Origin of the sequence: Salinimicrobium sediminis, assembly GCF_900215295.1 — a bacterium.
GTDB lineage: Bacteria > Bacteroidota > Bacteroidia > Flavobacteriales > Flavobacteriaceae > Salinimicrobium > Salinimicrobium sediminis.
In genome coordinates this window covers 246,656-265,303 of the sequence record NZ_OCMF01000003.1, presented here as the reverse complement: position 1 = coordinate 265,303, position 18,648 = coordinate 246,656, and the positions used below count along the sequence as shown (strand labels likewise).

At 41.9% G+C, this 18,648-nt stretch carries 18 protein-coding genes; 11 read left to right on the top strand and 7 right to left on the bottom strand.

The window, feature by feature from the left end:
* Window positions 1–57: 57 nt before the first annotated feature.
* The 3 genes from yaaA to CRO16_RS12250 form a co-directional block, all read right to left on the bottom strand.
* Window positions 58–819, bottom strand: coding sequence for a peroxide stress protein YaaA (gene yaaA, locus CRO16_RS12260; RefSeq protein WP_097056678.1), 762 nt, complete (start codon window positions 817–819; stop codon window positions 58–60).
* Window positions 820–933: 114 nt separating this feature from the next.
* Complete coding sequence (locus CRO16_RS12255) at window positions 934–2,010, bottom strand: RluA family pseudouridine synthase (protein WP_245859035.1); 1,077 nt, start codon at window positions 2,008–2,010, stop codon at window positions 934–936.
* On the bottom strand, window positions 1,979–2,620 hold the full coding sequence (locus tag CRO16_RS12250) for a PASTA domain-containing protein (protein ID WP_097056677.1): 642 nt from the start codon (window positions 2,618–2,620) through the stop codon (window positions 1,979–1,981). The genes CRO16_RS12255 and CRO16_RS12250 overlap by 32 nt, the downstream gene beginning before the upstream one ends.
* Before the next feature lie 100 nt (window positions 2,621–2,720).
* Between CRO16_RS12250 and CRO16_RS12245 the strand changes: the two genes are divergently transcribed.
* Window positions 2,721–3,695 (top strand): D-alanine--D-alanine ligase, encoded by a 975-nt coding sequence (locus tag CRO16_RS12245; protein WP_097056676.1) that lies wholly within the window; start codon window positions 2,721–2,723, stop codon window positions 3,693–3,695.
* Window positions 3,696–3,788: 93 nt separating this feature from the next.
* Window positions 3,789–4,250, top strand: coding sequence for a pantetheine-phosphate adenylyltransferase (coaD, locus tag CRO16_RS12240; protein ID WP_097056675.1), 462 nt, complete (start codon window positions 3,789–3,791; stop codon window positions 4,248–4,250).
* A 58-nt stretch (window positions 4,251–4,308) separates the two neighbouring features.
* On the opposite strand, the gene CRO16_RS12235 is transcribed toward coaD, so the two are convergent.
* On the bottom strand, window positions 4,309–6,597 hold the full coding sequence (locus CRO16_RS12235; RefSeq protein ID WP_245859033.1) for a TonB-dependent receptor: 2,289 nt from the start codon (window positions 6,595–6,597) through the stop codon (window positions 4,309–4,311).
* A gap of 176 nt (window positions 6,598–6,773) precedes the next feature.
* Between CRO16_RS12235 and CRO16_RS12230 the strand changes: the two genes are divergently transcribed.
* Window positions 6,774–8,525, top strand: a complete 1,752-nt coding sequence (locus CRO16_RS12230; protein WP_097056808.1) for a M14 family metallopeptidase — start codon at window positions 6,774–6,776, stop codon at window positions 8,523–8,525.
* Here the strand turns inward: CRO16_RS12230 and CRO16_RS12225 are convergent.
* On the bottom strand, window positions 8,487–9,116 hold the full coding sequence (locus CRO16_RS12225; protein ID WP_097056807.1) for an NUDIX hydrolase: 630 nt from the start codon (window positions 9,114–9,116) through the stop codon (window positions 8,487–8,489). The two genes, CRO16_RS12230 and CRO16_RS12225, sit on opposite strands and share 39 nt — an antisense overlap.
* Window positions 9,117–9,123: 7 nt before the next feature.
* On the opposite strand from CRO16_RS12225, the gene pyrE reads away from it, so the two are divergent.
* Window positions 9,124–9,765, top strand: a complete 642-nt coding sequence (gene pyrE / locus CRO16_RS12220; protein ID WP_097056674.1) for an orotate phosphoribosyltransferase — start codon at window positions 9,124–9,126, stop codon at window positions 9,763–9,765.
* Between the two features lie 3 nt (window positions 9,766–9,768).
* Window positions 9,769–10,161: an SRPBCC family protein gene (locus tag CRO16_RS12215; protein ID WP_097056673.1), complete on the top strand. Its 393-nt coding sequence runs from the start codon at window positions 9,769–9,771 to the stop codon at window positions 10,159–10,161.
* On the opposite strand, the gene CRO16_RS12210 is transcribed toward CRO16_RS12215, so the two are convergent.
* Window positions 10,158–10,889, bottom strand: coding sequence for a biotin--[acetyl-CoA-carboxylase] ligase (locus tag CRO16_RS12210; protein ID WP_097056672.1), 732 nt, complete (start codon window positions 10,887–10,889; stop codon window positions 10,158–10,160). The genes CRO16_RS12215 and CRO16_RS12210 overlap by 4 nt on opposite strands.
* A 95-nt stretch (window positions 10,890–10,984) precedes the next feature.
* Here CRO16_RS12210 and rsfS point away from each other — a divergent pair, with 95 nt between their 5' ends.
* From rsfS to CRO16_RS12180, 6 genes are all read left to right on the top strand, one after another.
* Window positions 10,985–11,356, top strand: a complete 372-nt coding sequence (rsfS, locus tag CRO16_RS12205; protein ID WP_097056671.1) for a ribosome silencing factor — start codon at window positions 10,985–10,987, stop codon at window positions 11,354–11,356.
* Window positions 11,357–11,373: 17 nt separating this feature from the next.
* On the top strand, window positions 11,374–13,425 hold the full coding sequence (gene ftsH, locus CRO16_RS12200; protein WP_097056670.1) for an ATP-dependent zinc metalloprotease FtsH: 2,052 nt from the start codon (window positions 11,374–11,376) through the stop codon (window positions 13,423–13,425).
* Window positions 13,426–13,525: 100 nt separating this feature from the next.
* A complete protein-coding gene (locus CRO16_RS12195) occupies window positions 13,526–14,137 on the top strand; it encodes an LUD domain-containing protein (RefSeq protein ID WP_097056669.1) in 612 nt (203 codons plus the stop codon).
* 1 nt (window position 14,138) lies between these two features.
* Window positions 14,139–14,942: a phosphatidate cytidylyltransferase gene (locus CRO16_RS12190; protein ID WP_097056668.1), complete on the top strand. Its 804-nt coding sequence runs from the start codon at window positions 14,139–14,141 to the stop codon at window positions 14,940–14,942.
* The gene (locus CRO16_RS12185; protein WP_097056667.1) at window positions 14,932–15,585 is read left to right on the top strand and encodes a phosphatidylserine decarboxylase family protein; all 654 of its coding nucleotides are present in this window, start codon (window positions 14,932–14,934) and stop codon (window positions 15,583–15,585) included. Before CRO16_RS12190 ends, CRO16_RS12185 begins: the two co-directional genes overlap by 11 nt.
* Window position 15,586: 1 nt before the next feature.
* Window positions 15,587–15,853: an acyl-CoA-binding protein gene (locus tag CRO16_RS12180; RefSeq protein WP_097056666.1), complete on the top strand. Its 267-nt coding sequence runs from the start codon at window positions 15,587–15,589 to the stop codon at window positions 15,851–15,853.
* Between the two features lie 163 nt (window positions 15,854–16,016).
* Here CRO16_RS12180 and CRO16_RS12175 read toward each other — a convergent pair whose 3' ends face one another.
* A complete protein-coding gene (locus CRO16_RS12175) occupies window positions 16,017–18,647 on the bottom strand; it encodes a valine--tRNA ligase (RefSeq protein ID WP_097056665.1) in 2,631 nt (876 codons plus the stop codon).
* Between the last annotated feature and the right edge of the window lies 1 nt (window position 18,648).

The window sequence follows — 18,648 nt, the reverse complement described above, 5'->3', positions numbered from 1 at the left end:
AAAAAAGCGGTGAGGCACCGCTTTTTGAAATACTTTAACAATAAACTGCTGCTGAAGCTACCTGGTAAAAACCGGCTCCTTTTCTTCTAAGGTTTCTTCGGCAGAAAATCTATATCCGTCGTAGTCAAAATTCCTGAGGTCTTCAAGAGTTTGAGCTTCGGTATCAATGATAAATCTGGCCATTGATCCCCTGGCTTTTTTGGCAAAGAAGCTAATGATCTTCAATTCACCATTTTTAAAATCCTTAAAAACAGGAGAGATCACGGGTGTCTTCAACTTATCTGTATTTATCGCCTTGAAATATTCCATACTCGCCAGGTTTACGAAGAGCTCGTTCTCCTTTAGTTCACTATTCAGGAAATCTGTGATCTTTTCCTGCCATACTTCATACAGGTTCTTTTTGCGGCCCACCCCCAAAGAAGTTCCCATTTCAAGGCGGTATGGCTGGATAAGGTCGAGGGGGCGAAGAATGCCATAGTAACCGGAAAGGATGCGCAGGGAATCCTGCATAAAATCGATCTTTTCCACCGGAATTGTATAGGCGTCAAGGCCTGTATAGACATCTCCGGCAAATGCATATGCCGCGGGACGGGAATTTTTCTTGTTATGCTCCTCCTCAAATTCCTGATAGCGGGTGTGATTGAGATCGGCAAGCTTATCGCTAATGTCCATGAGTTTAGAAATCTCTTTTTTAGACATACGGGACAGCTTCCGGTTGATGGTGGCAGTGGTGTCTAAAAATGCAGGCTGAGTGCCTCGATTTGTGGGCAGTTTACTTTTATAATCTAATGTTTTTGCGGGGGAAACTACTATTTTCATATACTTGACTTTCCGAAGAAAAAGGTGTTTGTAATTAGTACTCAAAAATATAAAATCCCGGAGGGTTTTCCTGCCGGGATTGTTCTTTCCTGTTGATACTGCTATAAAAAAGGTTTATTCATCAATAAATTCCTTTTGGTTTTTCGCGTAATTTCTCCATCGCTCGATACACTGCTGCATATCCTCGGGGATCGGAGTATCAAAACTCAGCCACTCCCCGCTTACCGGATGTTTAAAACCAAGAGTTTTCGCGTGCAGCGCCTGCCTTGGCAGCACCTTGAAACAGTTTTCCACGAACTGCTTATATTTTGTAAAAGTGGTTCCTTTAAGGATCTTGTCCCCTCCATAACGCTCATCATTGAATAAGGTGTGACCAATGTGCTTCATGTGCACACGTATCTGGTGGGTACGCCCGGTTTCAAGCTTACAGGACACAAGAGTGACATATCCTAACCGCTCAAGAACCTTATATCGGGTTACCGCAGGTTTCCCCTTATCTTCATCATCTCCTAAATAAACGGTATTCTGAAGCCTGTTTTTTGGATGGCGACCAATATTGCCTTCAATAGTGCCTTCGTCTTCCTCAACATTTCCCCAAACCAGCGCCACATATTCGCGCTCACTACTCTTGTCAAAGAATTGTTTTGCGAGTTTGGTCATTGCCTGCTCTGTCCTGGCTACCACTAAAAGTCCGCTGGTATCTTTATCTATTCTATGAACGAGTCCGGGTCTTTCATCTGAATTCTGCGGCAGGTTCTCGAAATGATAGACCAGGGCATTGATCAGGGTTCCGCTATAATTTCCATGGCCGGGATGCACAACCATACCGGCGGGTTTATTCACCACCAATAAAGCGTCATCTTCATAAACGATGTCCAGCGGAATATTTTCGGGGGTAAGCAGGAATTCATAGGGAGGATGTTCAAACATTACCTGCACCACATCTCCTGGTTTTACTTTATAGTTCGACTTTACCGGAACCTCATTCACATGAATGTTTCCTTCTTTTGCTGCAGTCTGGATCTTGTTGCGCGTGGCTTTTTCGATATAGTTCATAAGAAACTTATCGACCCGCAGCGGCTGTTGACCTTTATCTGCTACAAACCTGTGATGTTCGTAAAGCTCATCATCATTTTCATCAGGTTCGGGTATGTTATTTTCAGAAATCATATTCTTCTTCTTCCAGGTCATTTATAATTTGCTCTTCGGCTGTAGTTTCAGCCTCGTCCTCTTCATCCATTCCGTATCTTCCGGAGCCATCACCCAGGATCAGGTCGATCTTCGAAGTTTTCATAAGTTTCATTCCGGGTTCCACCAGCTGTCCGTTGTGCCGCATTTCAAGTACCACATCTTTGGCAACATCAGGTTTATAGGAAATGGTACCAATCTCGAATCCGAGGGACCGCAAAGTAGGCTCCACCTGTCTTCTTGTTCTGCGGATCAAATTCTCCGGAATCTCCACTTTGGTAAATCCTGAAGGGTTTAAAGTGATGTATATCTTTCGGTTTTCCTTCACCTGCTTCCCAGGAATCGGCACCTGATCTATCACAGAATATGGCGGAAACTCAGGATTATAATTGGCTGAATCCAGGATCTCCCTTCGCAGATCAAGTTCCCCGAGCTGCTCGTCTACCTTGTCAAGAGATAAGCGTGCCAGGTTGGGAACAGTGATTCGCTGGTCCTGGTTGGTGGAAAAATCCAACCATTTTAAAATAATAAAAGCGATCAAAACGAGCGCAAAAACGGCTAAAACCAGTTGAATTAAAAAGGTTTTGCTAAAGAGAAAACGGAAAAAACTCATAGTTCAGAATAAAAAACAAAGATATAAAATCAGGTGGTTTTGCAGACATTCATTTATAGTCCCTACTTTTGTTAACGTAAAACACCGGGCCTTATTTAATATGAAGAAGAATATAGCCATAGCCATGGGCGGCTTTTCCAGCGAATACCGTATCTCCATCAACAGTGGAAATGTGGTATATAAAAATCTTGATCGCAATAAATACAACCCTTACCGGGTACATATCCTACAAAAGGAGTGGTTTGTAGTTACCGATGATGATACCCCCTACCCTCTAAACCGCAGTAACTTTACCGTCAACATTAAGGGAAAACTCATCACCTTTGATTGCGTTTTTAATACCATCCACGGTACTCCCGGTGAAAATGGGTTGTTGCAGGCCTACCTGGAACTAATAGGAATTCCGCAGACTTCCTGCGATTTTTATCAGTCGGCGCTAACTTTTAATAAACGGGATCTGATAAGCGTGTTGAGGCCATACGGAGTTAAAACTGCTGTGAACTATTTTGTTGACAAGGGAGATGAAATCGATCCTGATGAAATCGTAGAAAAAGTTGGCTTGCCCTGCTTTGTTAAAGCAAATAAAGCCGGAAGCAGCTTTGGGATCACCAAGGTTAAATCGAAGGATGATATTATACAGGCGACAAAGTTTGCTTTTAAAGAAGATAATGAGATCATCATTGAATCTTTTCTTGACGGTACCGAAGTTTCTGTGGGTGTGATCACGCACAACGGAGAGATCACCGCACTGCCCGTTACCGAAATTGTTTCTGAAAATGAGTTTTTTGACTATGAAGCCAAGTACCTCGGAAAATCCCAGGAGATCACTCCCGCCCGACTATCAGATGATCAAACAAAAGAGGTTCAGGAGATCGCTAAACTCATCTACCGGAAGCTGAAGATGAAAGGTTTCTCAAGATCTGAATTCATTTTTCATAACAATGAGCCGCATTTTATTGAGATCAATACCAACCCTGGATTAAGTGAAGCCAGTATTTTGCCGCAGCAGGCGAGGGCTGCAGGAATCTCACTTGAAGAACTATTCGGAAGTGCAATTGAGGCTGCGATGAAATAAACAACAGACAAGAGCCGGGAATCAAGACTTGCTTTTAAAGGTCTGCAAAGGTCGAGTCGTTAGAAATTCATAATTTAGAACAAATATTGAGGTATGAGAAAAGCCGTTTTTCCGGGGTCTTTTGATCCAGTGACTTTGGGACATACAGATATAATTGACAGGGCACTGCCTTTGTTTGACGAGATCATCCTCGCAATTGGCACCAATTCTGATAAAAAATATATGTTTACCCTGGAACAGCGAGTACATTTTTTGGAAGAAACCTATAAAGATGAACCGAAAGTAAAGGTAATGACCTATAAAGGTTTGACCGTAGATTTTTGCAAGGAACAAAATGCCGGATTCATCTTACGCGGATTGCGGAACGCTATTGACCTGGAATATGAAAAGACCATTGGCCAAACCAATTATAAGCTCTCCGGAATTGAATCTGTATTTCTCCTCACCTCCTCCGGAAAAAGTCATATTTCTTCAACCGTAGTACGAGATGTGATACGCCACGGCGGGAAGTATGAATTCATGGTGCCCGATGTTGTAAAGGGATTCAAGATTTAAGATTCAAAATTTCTAAAACCTACAAGGTCTCAAAAAGACCTTGCAGATTTGAATCCCACTAAAAATTATATTCAATAGCTAAGCCTCCAAACCAATTCCGCGGCATTCCCGGGTAAAAATATCTGGGTGCGGTTCCACCAAAACCAACAGCATTTGGAATGACCGAAGCAGCGTAGGCTTCATCCAAAACATTGTTCAATCCTGCACAGATTTCGGTACTCCAGTTGCTGAAAATTTCCGAGGTCCAGGAGGTTTTTAGGTTTAAAAGATTGTAGCCTTCCCTGAATTCGGAATTCGCATCGTTCAAAGGCATCTCCCCCTCATGCTGCCAGGTAGCTCGCAACGAAATTCCGGAGGTGTGGAGAAAATCCAATCCGGCGTTTAGGGTTTTTTGAGGCACGGCAGGTAGGTTGTTTCCGGAAAAATCTTCTCCTTCATCTACGAATTCATCAAACTTAAAAGAATTAAAAGCAGCGTTCACAAAAGATCGCGCCCGAAGGTTGTTGGTGATCTTGAAATTATAATTAAGCAGCAGTTCCAGTCCGTTATGATCGGTCCTCCCGGCGTTGCGGCCAATGTATTGATCTTCGGCCACCCGTTCTGATACTAATAAATCCTCAACCTGAATTGAAAATGCAGCAACTTCTGCATACAGCCTGTTATTAAAGAAATTTCCTTTAAAGCCAATTTCGTAATTGATGCCGGTTTCAGGTTGAAGTGAGGTGTTTATTAGACCTTCGGGAGTCAAAGTTTCTGCAACTGTAGGAGTTGAAAATCCATGGCTGATGGAGGCATAAAAATTCTTGGCGGGTTTCAAAGAATAAACAGCTCCCAATCGTGGAGAAAGTACTGTTTCAAACCTGTAGTCGCCGGATTGATCTATTTCATCTTCAGCATAAACATCATTAAGTTCATATGAAGTGGAGTTTAAGTTTACCCCTGCCTCTAACTGCAGCTTTGGCAGAATTTCAATATTGTACTGTGCAAAAAGATTGTAGTACCTCCTGTCCTGTTCATTGTTACTAAGGATATTGCCCGGAATGCTGCCCTGCCCTTCAAATTCCCCGTACAAATTTTCAAAAGTAGCTGTATCGTACCATTCCCTATAAACCTCGGCACCAATACTCAATTGGGAATCGGCTTCAAAAAAAGGATTTTCGAAGCTGAATTTTGTGCGGGCCCCGGTTGCAAATTGCCCCTCGTTTAAAATATCAAATGGTCGTGGTTCATAGGCATCTCTAAACCTGAAGTATCCACTTGTAACATTTTCAAAAGCCGGAGAGAATCGATAGGTATTGGAAATCCCGAAGAGACCTTTGTCGTAAGACTCGTAACCCTGTGCAGCTGCCCAGGTAAAAGCTGCCGAAGAAGGATCATTTTCAAGGGTTTCCTTGTTTACAGAGCTTGGAATAAAAGCCTTTAACCGCACGAAATTCCCAAAAACCGAAATTAAATTTTTCTCCCCACCGGAAAACTTTCCGTAAACAGTAAAACCATCCCGGTTGTAAGCTCCATTCTCGCGCCAGCCATCGCTTTGCAAATGATTATAGGTGGCTACAACATTGGTGGTTTCTGAAGCATGGGAGGCCTTAAAATTACCTTTAATAAGGCCATAACTGCCAAAAGTTGTCTTTGCCCCTACATGGGTTCCCGATTCAGCTTCGGCAGGCAAAAGAGTGATCACTCCCCCCAGGCCGGCTCCATACACGCTGGAGACAGGTCCTTTGATGATCTCGGCTCTGCCAATCATGGCAGGATCAAGGTCATCTAAGGTGGTTTCGCCTTCGGCAGAAGAAATGGGGATCTCCATAAAATAGGCTTTTACTCGATTGGTGCTGTATTGCGACCTCGCTCCCACTCCCCGGATACTCATTTTATTGGTGTTGAGCGCCCCCTGATGCACATTTACACCGGCTACAGTACTGAAGTTCTGCATAAGATTGGTTTCATCAAATCGCTCCAGATCGCTCGATGACAGGACAGAAACCGAAGCAGGAGTCTCCAGTAATTCCTGTGGAATAATAGTACTTCGAAGAACAACTTCGGCGAGTGAACCTTCAGCCGGAGCCATATAGATGAGAAGATCATCTTCAGGAGTTTTCAAGAAGAGGATCTTTCGGCCGTATCCCGGCATTTCAAAAATGAGATTCAGCGGAAAACTTTCAGCAGGAAAATAAAAGCTTCCGGAGGCATCAGAAAAAGTGGCTTCCAGAGAGCCTTCCGCAGAAATGTTTACATTTTCAAGAGGTTCGTTGGTAAAAGCGTCAATAATTCTTCCGCTTATTTTTTGTGCAGTGGTACTTTGGAAGAACAATAAAAGGCAGATGAAGGATAAAATTTTTTTCAAGACTTAGAATTTTCTAAAAGTAAGGGGTGCCAAAAATGCCATTTTTGACCGGTGAATCAGTAATTTTGTTACAGCCTGTGCTAAAATAAGGTATATTTAAAAATTGGCTTTATCCTTTGCACTTCTTTATGCTTTTGAAGTTTTTCTTTAAGTTTGAGGCCGTTAAAAATATCCTGATGAAAAAGATCCTGCTGTGGATAACCCTGGGAATTAGCCTTAGTTCCTGCGATTTTTCAAATTACATCCTGGAACAGGACTATGATTTCACTACTGTATTTGAGAAAAGTGGCGGCACAGAAACGGCCACTTATACAGAAGTCATTGATTTTTACGAAAACCTGGCCGCGGTTTATTCCTCTGTAGATCTCCAGATCCTTGGTGAAACCGATAGCGGAGAACCCCTGCACCTTATGGTGTATAGCCGCAATAAGGACTTTGACTTTGAAAGCCTTAGGAAAGATCATACCATCGTGTTGATAAATAACGGCATTCATCCAGGGGAGAGCGACGGCATAGATGCTACCATGATGCTTTTTAGGGACCTGGCGCAGGATTCCATTACACTTCCGGAAAATACAGTGATCGCCACTATCCCTATTTATAATATTGGAGGTGCCCTTAACCGGAATTCCTTTACGCGTACGAACCAGAATGGCCCAAAAGAATATGGTTTCCGCGGAAATGCCCGCAATTACGACCTCAATCGCGACTTCATTAAAGCCGACACAAAAAATACCCGTGGCTTTTACGAAATTTTCCACCACGTAAACCCTGATGTTTTTATTGATACTCATGTGAGCAATGGTGCCGATTACCAGTACACGCTTACTCACCTTTTTACGCAGCACGACCAGATGGGAGGAGCGCTCGGCAATTACATTAAAACCGATCTTCGACCTGCTCTCGAAAAAGCCTTGAAAAAAAAGAAATGGGAGATCACCCCTTATGTAAATGTCTTTGGGGATGTACCTGAAAAAGGATTCTCTCAGTTTCTGGATACTCCCCGTTATTCTACCGGGTATACTTCTCTGTGGAATACACTTGGTATAATAGTAGAAACGCACATGCTAAAGCCATACGACCGGCGTGTGAAAGGCACTTATGAATTGTTGCGCTCCATGATCGATATTGCCGATGAAGATTTCGAGATTATTAGAAAGCTAAGAAAGCAGGATCTTCAGGAATTTCAGGCTAAAGACACTTTTGCTTTTGATTTCAAAGTGGACAGCACACAAAATTCCACGCTCAACTTCAAAGGTTACGAAGCAGATCGTATTGAAAGCGAAGTAACAGGTTTTGAAAGGTTAAAATATGATACCACCCGACCCTATACACGGGAAATAGCATTTTATAATACCTTTAAACCAACCAGGGAGGTAAAAATTCCACAGGGATATATCATTCCCCAGGGATGGTGGGAAGTGCTGGAACTACTGGAACTCAATAATGTGAAAATGGTTCCATTTGAAAAAGATACCAGCATGGTTGTGGAGGTATACAGGATAAAGGATTACCAGACAAGCAGCAGTCCTTACGAAGGACATTACCCACATACTAATGTGGAAGTAGAATTATATAACCAGGAGGTAAAGATTCGTAAAGGCGATGTATTTGTACCTTTGAAGCAAAGGGCGGCAAAATATCTCATGGCCACGCTGGAGCCAGAAGCCCCTGACTCTTTTTTTAGCTGGAATTTCTTTGACAGTGTACTGCAGCAAAAAGAGCACTTTTCACCTTATGTTTTTGAAGATGTTGCGAGAGAATTGCTGGACGATTATCCTGAGCTGGAAGATGAATTTCTTGCTTTGAAAGAGAAAGACAGGGAATTTGCCCAAAATGCATATGCACAGTTAGACTGGATCCATAAAAAAAGTGAGTACTATGAAGCCTCACATATGAGATATCCCATCTTTAGAGTGAAGCGGTAGCACTTCTTCAGGAAATAAGAGTTTAATATTGGCGTATGATTTGGTCAGAGCTTTTTGTGCCTTTTCCATATTCTTCCATTTCACTTTTTTAATACCCTCTTTTTCTTCGGGCACAAGTTCCCCGGTATAATCGGTAGTCATTTCATACCAGTAGGTCACCTTCAAGCGATAACGTCCCTTTCGCTGGAAAATGTGATATGTGGTTTGGAGAAATTTGGAGATCTTCAGGTTTTTCACCCCTGTTTCCTCTTCAACTTCCCTTATTGCTCCAGCTTCAATGCTTTCATTTTTCTCCACCTTACCTTTAGGAAGGTCCCATCGGCCATTTCGATAAATAAAAAGCACTTCGTTGTTAGAGTTCAAAACCATCCCTCCTCCTGCCGTTACCACAGGCAGCTTTTTAAAAAGGTGTTTTAGCAGCTTTTCCTTTTTATCATGATAAAGATTGACATACAGCAGTTTGCCTTTGTTGATCTTTTTGATAATCCTCTTAAGTTTAACTTCTTTTAACGGAAAAGAAATATACTTTTCCCCCATATCCCGCTCTGTTGAGAGAATTATAGGAATATCATTTACAAAAACTTTATACATTTGCAGTATGATTTTAGACAAGGAAACAGCACTTAAAACTGCTGAGCTGCTATTGCAAATTAAAGCAATAAAATTAGATGCACAACAAGGTTTCAAATGGGCGAGTGGATGGAACTCTCCTATTTATTGTGATAACCGCATCATACTTTCCTATCCTCCCATCCGCAATTTTGTGAGGGAGCACATGGCCAGACAAATCGAACAACTTTATGGAAAAGCCGATGTTATTGCAGGAGTAGCAACAGGAGCAATTGGTATAGGAATGCTGGTAGCAGAGTATTTAAGCCTGCCGTTTATCTATGTGCGTCCCGAAGCAAAATCCCATGGCCGCCAAAACCAAATAGAAGGAAAAGCAGAAGAAGGCCAGCGTGTGGTGGTTATTGAGGATCTTATAAGCACCGGCAACAGCAGCCTAAATGCTGTAAAAGCATTACAGGCGGAGAATCTCCAGGTAAAAGGAATGCTTGCCATTTTCTCCTACGGATTTGAAACTGCCACAGAAAACTTCAAAAAAGCCAACATCGAGCTGCACACTTTGAGTAACTACGACTATTTACTGGAGGTGGCACTAAAAACGAACTATATAAATCAAGCCGAAAGCGACCTGCTTAAAAAGTGGCGCAAGGATCCGGCAAATTGGAAAATATAAGCTATGGAATTACAGAGTGACAAAGTAACAGTACAAAAGAGTCAGCAGGAATTATTCAATTTCCTGACAGACGTGAAGAATTACGAGCAGATCATGCCCGAAAGCAAAGAGAAATTCCAGGTGATATCTGAGGACACTTTTGTTTTCGCTCTTAAAGGAATGCCCGAAATTGCTTTGCAGATTAAAGAAACCAGAGAACCTGAATATATAAAACTTGGATCTACTTCAGATAAATTCGATTTCTCCCTGGACGTGGAGATAGAGGCAGTAAGCGAAAATCAAAGTATGGCCCAACTATTCTTCCACGGAAAGTTCAATACCATGATGGCCATGATGGTCAAAGGACCATTAAAGAAATTCATCGGTAACTTATCCGAAAATGTAGCGAAGCTTTAATAGCAAAGTTCCACCTCTTTAAGATCAAATTCTCTGATTTCCTCATCATCGGTTTGCACACGCAGCATTCCGGTTGCTGAAACGCCGGTGATCATTCCGGTGAACATAGAATCATCCGGATTTTTAAAGGTTGATGGCATATCCTTTCTAAAAAGCCATTTTTCATAGGCCTTAAAAATAGCTTCAGAATTTTCTTCGGAAAAACTTCGGAAGCTGTTTTCAAGGTCCATCAGAATTAATCCCAGCACTTCTTCGGAATCAAAATCCCTTCCTGAAACCATTTTCATGGATGACGCTTTTGGCAGGTTTTCAAATTGCAGTTGATTTACGTTGAGACCAATGCCTATAACCGATGCTATTACTCTCCCTTCAGAAATAATGTTTTCAATGAGAATTCCGGCAATTTTTTGATTTGCTGACAATATGTCGTTAGGCCATTTTACCTTAAGCCGTGGCAGATCGAATTTTTCAAGGGAAGAAACCAGGGAAGTTGCTACGGCTGCACTAAGCAAAAACTGGCGGGCAGGCCTTAGTCGTAAATTGGGCATAAACACACTAAAGGTAAGGTTTTTCCCTTCTTCAGAATCCCAGTTTGTTCCCCTCTGCCCTCTTCCCTGTAACTGCTTTTTTGCCACTATACAAGTCAAAGGCATTTGAGGATTTTCCCTGAACATCTCCCTGGCAAAGGAATTGGTGGAGTTGATGGCATCAACTTTGATAAGGTGCATACGAGAAGATAAGATAATGCTGGCGTTAAATGTTATAAAAACGAAGGTTTTAAAACCTTAAAAAGTAATAACTTTGCGCAAAGAAAATAAATTTAATGACAAAAAAAGAAGCGAACAACGATATACTTATTGCACATATAATCAAGGGTATTGAAGAAGTAAAAGGAAATGACATCCAACTTCTTGACCTAAGGGAAATTGAGAATACAGTTTGTGATTATTTCATTATCTGCAACGGTACTTCAAATACGCAGGTAAACGCTATAGTAAACTCCATACAAAAAACCGTAAGTAAGTCACTAAAAGACAAACCCTGGCATATAGAAGGATCGGAAAATGCGGAGTGGATCTTAATGGATTATGTAAGCGTTGTGGTCCATGTTTTCCAGAAACACATCAGGGAATTTTACGACATAGAGAGTCTTTGGGGAGATGCAAAATCTACTTCAATTGAAACGAATTATTAAGAGTTAAGAAAATACGAATGGCCAAAGAGCAACCAAAAAATAAAGAACCAAAGAAGCCTAAATTCAGTGCCTACTGGATCTATGCTGCCATCATACTTGTTTTTCTGGGAATAAATTTCTTCAGTGGAAGCGGGTTCAATGAGCCGGCAAAAACCAATCCTGCAGAATTCCTGAATTATCTTGAACAGGGAGATGTAGAGAGGGTAGTTATTATCAATAAAGCACAGGCGCAGGTTTACCTTACAGAGGAAGCTAAAGAAAAGGATATCCACAGCAAGGCAGTCCAGGAGGAAATGTTTCCCGGTGGGGATTCTCCGGCTTATACCTTTGAGTTCGGAAGCCTGGAGAACCTGGAAACCAACATAAAGGAGATCAAGGAAGAAAATAATCTTTCTACCCCTATTTCTTATGAAACACAGCAGAACGTTTGGGGAGATATCCTGTTGACCCTGCTTCCGTTTGTGCTAATTATAGGAATATGGATCTTCATCATGCGACGTATGAGCGGTGGTGCAGGTGGTGGCGCAGGCGGACAGATCTTCAATATCGGAAAATCAAAAGCCAAGCTTTTTGATCAAAATACCGATGTAAAGGTTTCATTTAAAGACGTCGCCGGCCTTGAAGGCGCAAAAGAAGAGGTACAGGAAATCGTAGATTTCCTCAAAAACCCCGATAAATATACCAACCTTGGAGGTAAGATCCCTAAAGGAGCCTTATTGGTAGGACCTCCGGGAACAGGTAAAACGCTTTTGGCTAAAGCCGTTGCAGGAGAAGCAAAAGTTCCATTTTTCTCTCTTTCGGGTTCAGATTTCGTGGAAATGTTTGTGGGAGTTGGAGCCTCAAGAGTGCGTGACCTTTTCAAACAGGCAAAAGAGAAATCTCCGGCCATTATTTTTATTGATGAGATTGATGCCATTGGTAGGGCGCGTGGAAAAAGCAATTTTTCGGGATCTAATGACGAACGTGAAAACACGCTTAACCAGTTACTCACAGAGATGGACGGGTTTGGCACAAATACCAATGTGATCGTACTTGCGGCTACAAACCGTGCCGACGTTTTAGATAAAGCTTTAATGCGTGCAGGTAGGTTTGACAGGCAGATCTATGTGGACCTTCCGGATGTAAGAGAAAGAAAAGAAATATTTGAGGTGCATCTGCGTCCCCTTAAAAAGGTGGCAGATGAACTGGATACAGAATTCATGGCGAAACAAACTCCGGGATTTTCGGGTGCAGATATTGCCAATGTATGTAACGAGGCTGCTTTAATTGCAGCACGAAAAGAAAAGACCGCAGTTGGAAAGCAGGATTTCCTTGATGCTGTAGACAGAATTGTGGGAGGTCTTGAGAAAAAGAATAAGATCATCACTCCGGAAGAAAAGCAGGCTATTGCCTTTCATGAAGCGGGTCACGCTACCGTGAGTTGGATTTTGGAACATGCAGCGCCTTTGGTTAAAGTAACCATTGTTCCCCGTGGCCAGTCTTTAGGTGCCGCGTGGTATCTACCGGAAGAGCGGTTGATCGTAAGGCCGGAACAAATGCTGGATGAAATGTGTGCCGCTTTGGGAGGCCGGGCAGCTGAAAAAGTCATCTTCAACAAAATCTCAACAGGAGCATTAAGCGATCTTGAAAAAGTAACCAAACAGGCGCGGGCCATGGTAACTGTATATGGATTGAATGAGAAAGTTGGGAACCTTACCTATCATGATTCTTCAGGGCAAAGTGAATATAATTTCACTAAACCTTACAGCGAGAAAACTTCAGAATTGATTGACAAAGAAATTTCGAATCTTATCGAAGAGCAGTATCAGAGAGCGATTAAGCTTCTTGAGGAAAATAAGGATAAACTTACTAAACTTGCAGAGATCCTGCTCGAAAAAGAGGTTATTTTTAAAGATAACCTGGAGGAAATTTTTGGAAAGAGACCTTTTAAAAGCCGGGATGAGATCATGAGCGGCAATTCCCAGGAAAGGAAAGTAAAGGTAGAAGAAGAAACCGTTACAGAAAAGTCCGTTCCGGAAAATACAGACCCTTCAGCCCCTTCGGGAAACCCTGCACCGGGGCAAAATTAAATTATATCTTCCACCGTTAAAAAATCTAAACTTTCATTAATCTGTTAGTTTAGATTTTTTACCTTTGGTTTAAATGCTACTTAGTGTAATTAAAACCTATATGAGTCTATTTAGAAATTTCTTAAATCCTAAATCTAAATCAGACAAAGGTCAGGAGAATGTTGAAAATTCTGACCGTAGCAAGTATATGCCAGATGTTAAGCTCCCCACAGATGAGCGATTCATGCTCAACTTCAAGAATAACGGCGGCAAATTTCTTTATTGTGAGAGTAATGAGGAGTTGATCGAGGCGTTTGAAAATATCATGTTGGAGAACGACTGGTATGAAAAACAGGCTTGTTGCTTTGATAAAAATTTGAGAGAGAGATTTTCCGACCAGAACCTGGAGTTCACTAATTCCGGAGAAGCAGCTTTCTTTTTAGGAACCTGCGAATACCTTATTGCCAATGACGGCTCTATTCTCATTTCTTCTAACCAAATCAAGGAAAAGAAATTAAGGGAATTACCATACGATTTTGTGATCCTGGCCTCTACAAGTAAATTGGTGGACGCAATTGGAGAAGGTCTTAGAGGAATAAAATTTAAGAACAGGGATCGCATTCCTTCCAACATTACCACCATAAAGAATTTCGAAACAAATAAGGAAGGAGACTTCATGAGTTATGGAAGTAGCACAAAAAACTTATATTTGCTGCTTCTGGAAGATCTGTAACATGAAGGAAAATATTATTCGGGGATTATCGGGAATCATGTATGTGTCTATTCTGGTAGTTTCCATTTTTTTCTCTGAATTCGCCTTTACCACGCTTTTCCTTCTCTTTGGATTGATCTGCCTGAGGGAGTTGCAGCGCCTCCTTCACCTTAAGAGCTACCTTGGATACGCCCTACTTATAGGGCTGTTTTATTTATTCAGCTACCTCCGTTTTAATCCATATGCGACCCTGGTCCTGTTGCTTATTACAATTTTTGTAAACCTATTCCTGGTAAAGGACCTCATGCTGGTCAATAAGATCCCACTTTTTGAGAAGAAAAAGTATGTGATAATTATTTTCTATCTCATAGCATCAATGATCTTCCTTACCCTTATTCCAAGCTATACCGGAGATTTTACACCCGAACTGGTAGTGGGAGTATTTTCCCTTATTTGGATTAACGATACTTTTGCATATCTTGTTGGAAAGAACTTTGGTAAGAAAAAACTCTTTGAAAGGATATCTCCAAAGAAGACCGTGGAAGGATTCCTCGGCGGACTCATTTTTACTGCTATTGCCGGATACCTGGTATTTTACTTTACAGGATTACTCAACCTGCACACCTGGGTGGGAATGGCGATAATATTGAGTATTTTTGGCACTTTAGGAGACTTGATCCAATCAAAATTTAAAAGACAGGCGGGAGTTAAAGACAGTGGAAGATTAATGCCGGGTCACGGCGGATTGTTCGATCGTTTAGACAGTATTATTTTTGCAAGCCCGTTTGTATATGCTTACCTACAAATATTAACCTATGTTTCATAAAGAAGGATATAAAATTATGGGGATTGCAGTGATCCTGTTGATCGTTGTAAACCTGCTGGCACAAACTTTTATTTACACCTATTGGATCAAGATAGCGATCCTGATAGGCACTGTTCTCCTTTTCTTTCTCATCATACAATTCTTTAGGAATCCAAAGCGCAATACAGAAATCAATACCTCTCATATTTTAGCGCCGGTAGACGGAAAGGTAGTAGTGATCGAAGAGGTTTTTGAAAAGGAATATTTCAATGATAAGCGATTAATGGTATCGGTTTTTATGTCTCCCATAAATGTACATGTTACCCGGCATCCAATTGGCGGTGTGGTTAAGTACAGCAAGTATCATCCGGGAAAATATCTGGTAGCCTGGCATCCCAAAGCCAGTGAAGAAAATGAGCGCACCACTGTTGTAGTTGAAAACGAAGTTGTTGGAGAGATCCTTTACAGACAGATTGCCGGAGCCCTGGCAAAACGCATCGTGAATTATGCAAAAGTTGGCGAGGAAGTTGTACAGGGAAGCGACAGCGGTTTCATTAAATTTGGTTCAAGAGTGGACGTTTTTCTTCCCCTGGGAACAGAAATTGATGTGAAGCTGAACCAAAAGGTTAAAGGCGGAATCAGCCTTATTGCAAAAGTCTCCTAAAATGACTCCTGAAGAAGTGGATAAAGAATTTGAAAAGGCTTATGAAAGGGCCTGTAATACTTCCGAAAGATTTCCGCCAGATCTTATGCTGAAGCTATACGCCTATTACAAACAGGCAACAGAACATACCGCAGCTTACATTCCCTCGGGTAACAGTGACGTCAAAAATGCCTTTAAGCTCAATGCTTTGCTACAGGTAAAAGGAATGAGTGTATTGGATGCTAAAAGAGCTTATATTGACCTGGTAAACGAGAATATTCCGGAGTAAAGTTAGCTGGCAGTAGTTTTAATTACATTCCAATTTACAAGCACAAAAATCCAATCTTCATTGACCCTCTCGCATAGCGGAGCGAAGTTTCTCAAAAATTAAGCGGGAAACTCCATTTCTGAAAATTTCCCGCTTTTTAAAATTTTGAACTTATTGTTATCCTTTAAGAGAGTGCTTTCAGACTTGCCTGAATTGCCTCTATTTTAGCTTCTGCATCGGCTTTCTTTTGCTGCTCGATCTCCACAACTTTTGCAGGGGCCCCACTTACAAATCGTTCATTGGATAGTTTCTTCTCAACAGATGCCAGGAAACCTTTGGTATAATTAAGTTCTTCCTCCAGTTTTGCCTTTTCGGCTTCAACATCAACTGCTCCGGCAACCGGAATAAAATAGTCGTTTGATTTGACCCTGAAAGATAAAGCACCCTGAACCTGTTGATCTGTATATGACAGTGCTGAAATATTCCCCAGCTTTTCAATTACAGGATCAAATGTATTTGCTGCATTTTCATTGTTTAAAACCTGGAGTTCGATCTGGTCTTTAAATGAAATGTTCTTTTCTTTCCTGATGCTTCTTATTCCCGAAATAACTTCAGAAGCTATAGAAAATTCTTCAATAAGAGCCGCATCAAAATTTTCAATTTTGGGCCAGGAAGCAATGATCAAAGCTTCCTTTTCGGTTCGGGCTTTCATCGCCTGCCAGATTTCTTCAGAAACAAATGGCACAAAAGGATGAAGGATCTTTAAATTTTCCTCCAGGATCTCATTCACGGAGTTAAAAGTCTTGCGGTCCATAGGCTGGCCATAAGCCGGTTTCACCATTTCAAGGAACCAGGAGCAGTAATCATCCCAAACCAGCTTATAAGTTGCCATTAAGGCATCACTTATGCGGTATTTTTTATAATTATCATCGATCTCCCGCAGCGTCTTCTGAAATTTAGCCTTATACCACTCCACGGCTATTTTAGCTGATTGCGGCTGAGAAACCTCATCTGAAACTTCCCAGGAATTCACCAGCTTGAAGGAATTCCAAATCTTATTTACAAAAGCACCTCCCTGCTTACAAAGATCTTCGTCAAACATTAGATCATTCCCGGCAGGAGAACTTAAAAGCATTCCCACTCTAACTCCATCGGCCCCATAGGCATCGATCAAACCAAGGGGATCCGGTGAATTACCCAAAGATTTGGACATTTTTCGGCGCTGCTTATCGCGCACGATTCCGGTGAGATACACGTTGTTAAATGGTTTTTGATCCCGGTATTCATAGCCTGCAATGATCATACGTGCTACCCAGAAAAAGAGGATCTCGGGTGCAGTTACAAGATCATTAGTGGGATAATAATAATTGATCTCTTTATTGTCGGGTTCCAGAATTCCGTTGAATACCGAAATAGGCCATAACCAGGAGGAGAACCAGGTATCCAGAGCATCTTTATCCTGCGTCAGGGAATCGGCAGTAAGCGAGCTGTTTCCGGTCTTTTCACGGGCAAGCTGCAGTGCTTCTTCTTTAGTTTCGGCAACCACATAATCTTCCTTGCCGTCACCATAGTAAAAGGCAGGAATTTGCTGTCCCCATATCAATTGACGGCTTATATTCCAGTCACGAACATTTTCCATCCAGTGACGGTAAGTATTGATGAACTTTTCCGGAACCAGGTTTACTTCTTTTTCCAATACTGCATCGAGAGCCGGTTGCGCCAGCTCCTTCATCTTAAGAAACCACTGGTCACTTAGCTTTGGCTCTATCACAGCACCCGTTCTCTCGCTGGTGCCAATTTTATTTATGTGATCTTCAGTCTTTGCAAGAATTCCCTTCTCCTGAAGTTCCGCAACAATCCTTTTACGGGCTTCAAACCTGTCCATTCCTTCGTAGTGCATTCCAAAGGAATTAAGCGTAGCATCATCATTAAAAATGTCAATCACTTCCAGATTATGCTTATCTCCCAACACCTTATCATTCTCATCATGCGCCGGAGTTACTTTTAAGCATCCGGTACCAAACTCCATATCCACGTACTCATCCTCAATGATCGGGATTACGCGCTCACACAAAGGAACTATTGCTTTTCTACCTTTCAAATGAGTAAAACGTTCATCATTTGGATTTATACAAATTGCAGTATCCCCAAGGATGGTTTCGGGTCTGGTGGTAGCGATAGTGAGGCTGTCTTCTGTTCCCTCTATTTTATACTGCAGGAAATACAGATGCCCCTGCCGCTCCTGATAGATCACTTCCTCATCTGAAAGGGTGGTTTTAGCTTCAGGATCCCAGTTAACCATCCGGTAACCACGGTAAATATGGCCTTTCTTATACAGATCCACGAAAACTTTAATGACCGAAGCTGACATATCATCATCCATAGTGAACTTTGTACGCTCCCAATCACAGGAAGCTCCTAACTTCTTGAGCTGTTCCAGGATAATTCCGCCATGTTTGTGGGTCCATTCCCAGGCGTGTTCTAAAAATTCCTCGCGGGAAAGGTCATTTTTGTCAATTCCTTCCGCTTTAAGTTTAGCAACCACTTTTGCCTCTGTAGCGATAGAAGCATGGTCTGTTCCCGGCACCCAACAGGCATTGTAGCCCTGCAACCTGGCGCGGCGTATCAATACATCCTGAATAGTATTATTAAGCATGTGCCCCATGTGCAGCACCCCCGTAACATTTGGCGGCGGAATGACTATGGTATAGGGCTCTCTTTCATCAACTTCAGAATGAAAATAGCCGTGCTTCATCCAGTAGTCATACCACTTGTTTTCTACTTCCCGGGCTATGTATTTTGATGCTTCAGACATA

Excerpts from the sequence above, each read along its gene's own strand:
- yaaA (WP_097056678.1), bottom strand. The coding sequence starts at position 819 with ATGAAAATAGTAGTTTCCCCCGCAAAAACATTAGATTATAAAAGTAAA.
- CRO16_RS12255 (WP_245859035.1), bottom strand. The coding sequence starts at position 2,010 with ATGACCTGGAAGAAGAAGAATATGATTTCTGAAAATAACATACCCGAA.
- CRO16_RS12250 (WP_097056677.1), bottom strand. The coding sequence starts at position 2,620 with ATGAGTTTTTTCCGTTTTCTCTTTAGCAAAACCTTTTTAATTCAACTG.
- CRO16_RS12245 (WP_097056676.1), top strand. The coding sequence starts at position 2,721 with ATGAAGAAGAATATAGCCATAGCCATGGGCGGCTTTTCCAGCGAATAC.
- coaD (WP_097056675.1), top strand. The coding sequence starts at position 3,789 with ATGAGAAAAGCCGTTTTTCCGGGGTCTTTTGATCCAGTGACTTTGGGA.
- CRO16_RS12230 (WP_097056808.1), top strand. The coding sequence starts at position 6,774 with ATGAAAAAGATCCTGCTGTGGATAACCCTGGGAATTAGCCTTAGTTCC.
- CRO16_RS12225 (WP_097056807.1), bottom strand. The coding sequence starts at position 9,116 with ATGTATAAAGTTTTTGTAAATGATATTCCTATAATTCTCTCAACAGAG.
- pyrE (WP_097056674.1), top strand. The coding sequence starts at position 9,124 with ATGATTTTAGACAAGGAAACAGCACTTAAAACTGCTGAGCTGCTATTG.
- CRO16_RS12215 (WP_097056673.1), top strand. The coding sequence starts at position 9,769 with ATGGAATTACAGAGTGACAAAGTAACAGTACAAAAGAGTCAGCAGGAA.
- CRO16_RS12210 (WP_097056672.1), bottom strand. The coding sequence starts at position 10,889 with ATGCACCTTATCAAAGTTGATGCCATCAACTCCACCAATTCCTTTGCC.
- rsfS (WP_097056671.1), top strand. The coding sequence starts at position 10,985 with ATGACAAAAAAAGAAGCGAACAACGATATACTTATTGCACATATAATC.
- ftsH (WP_097056670.1), top strand. The coding sequence starts at position 11,374 with ATGGCCAAAGAGCAACCAAAAAATAAAGAACCAAAGAAGCCTAAATTC.
- CRO16_RS12195 (WP_097056669.1), top strand. The coding sequence starts at position 13,526 with ATGAGTCTATTTAGAAATTTCTTAAATCCTAAATCTAAATCAGACAAA.
- CRO16_RS12190 (WP_097056668.1), top strand. The coding sequence starts at position 14,139 with ATGAAGGAAAATATTATTCGGGGATTATCGGGAATCATGTATGTGTCT.
- CRO16_RS12185 (WP_097056667.1), top strand. The coding sequence starts at position 14,932 with ATGTTTCATAAAGAAGGATATAAAATTATGGGGATTGCAGTGATCCTG.
- CRO16_RS12180 (WP_097056666.1), top strand. The coding sequence starts at position 15,587 with ATGACTCCTGAAGAAGTGGATAAAGAATTTGAAAAGGCTTATGAAAGG.
- CRO16_RS12175 (WP_097056665.1), bottom strand. The coding sequence starts at position 18,647 with ATGTCTGAAGCATCAAAATACATAGCCCGGGAAGTAGAAAACAAGTGG.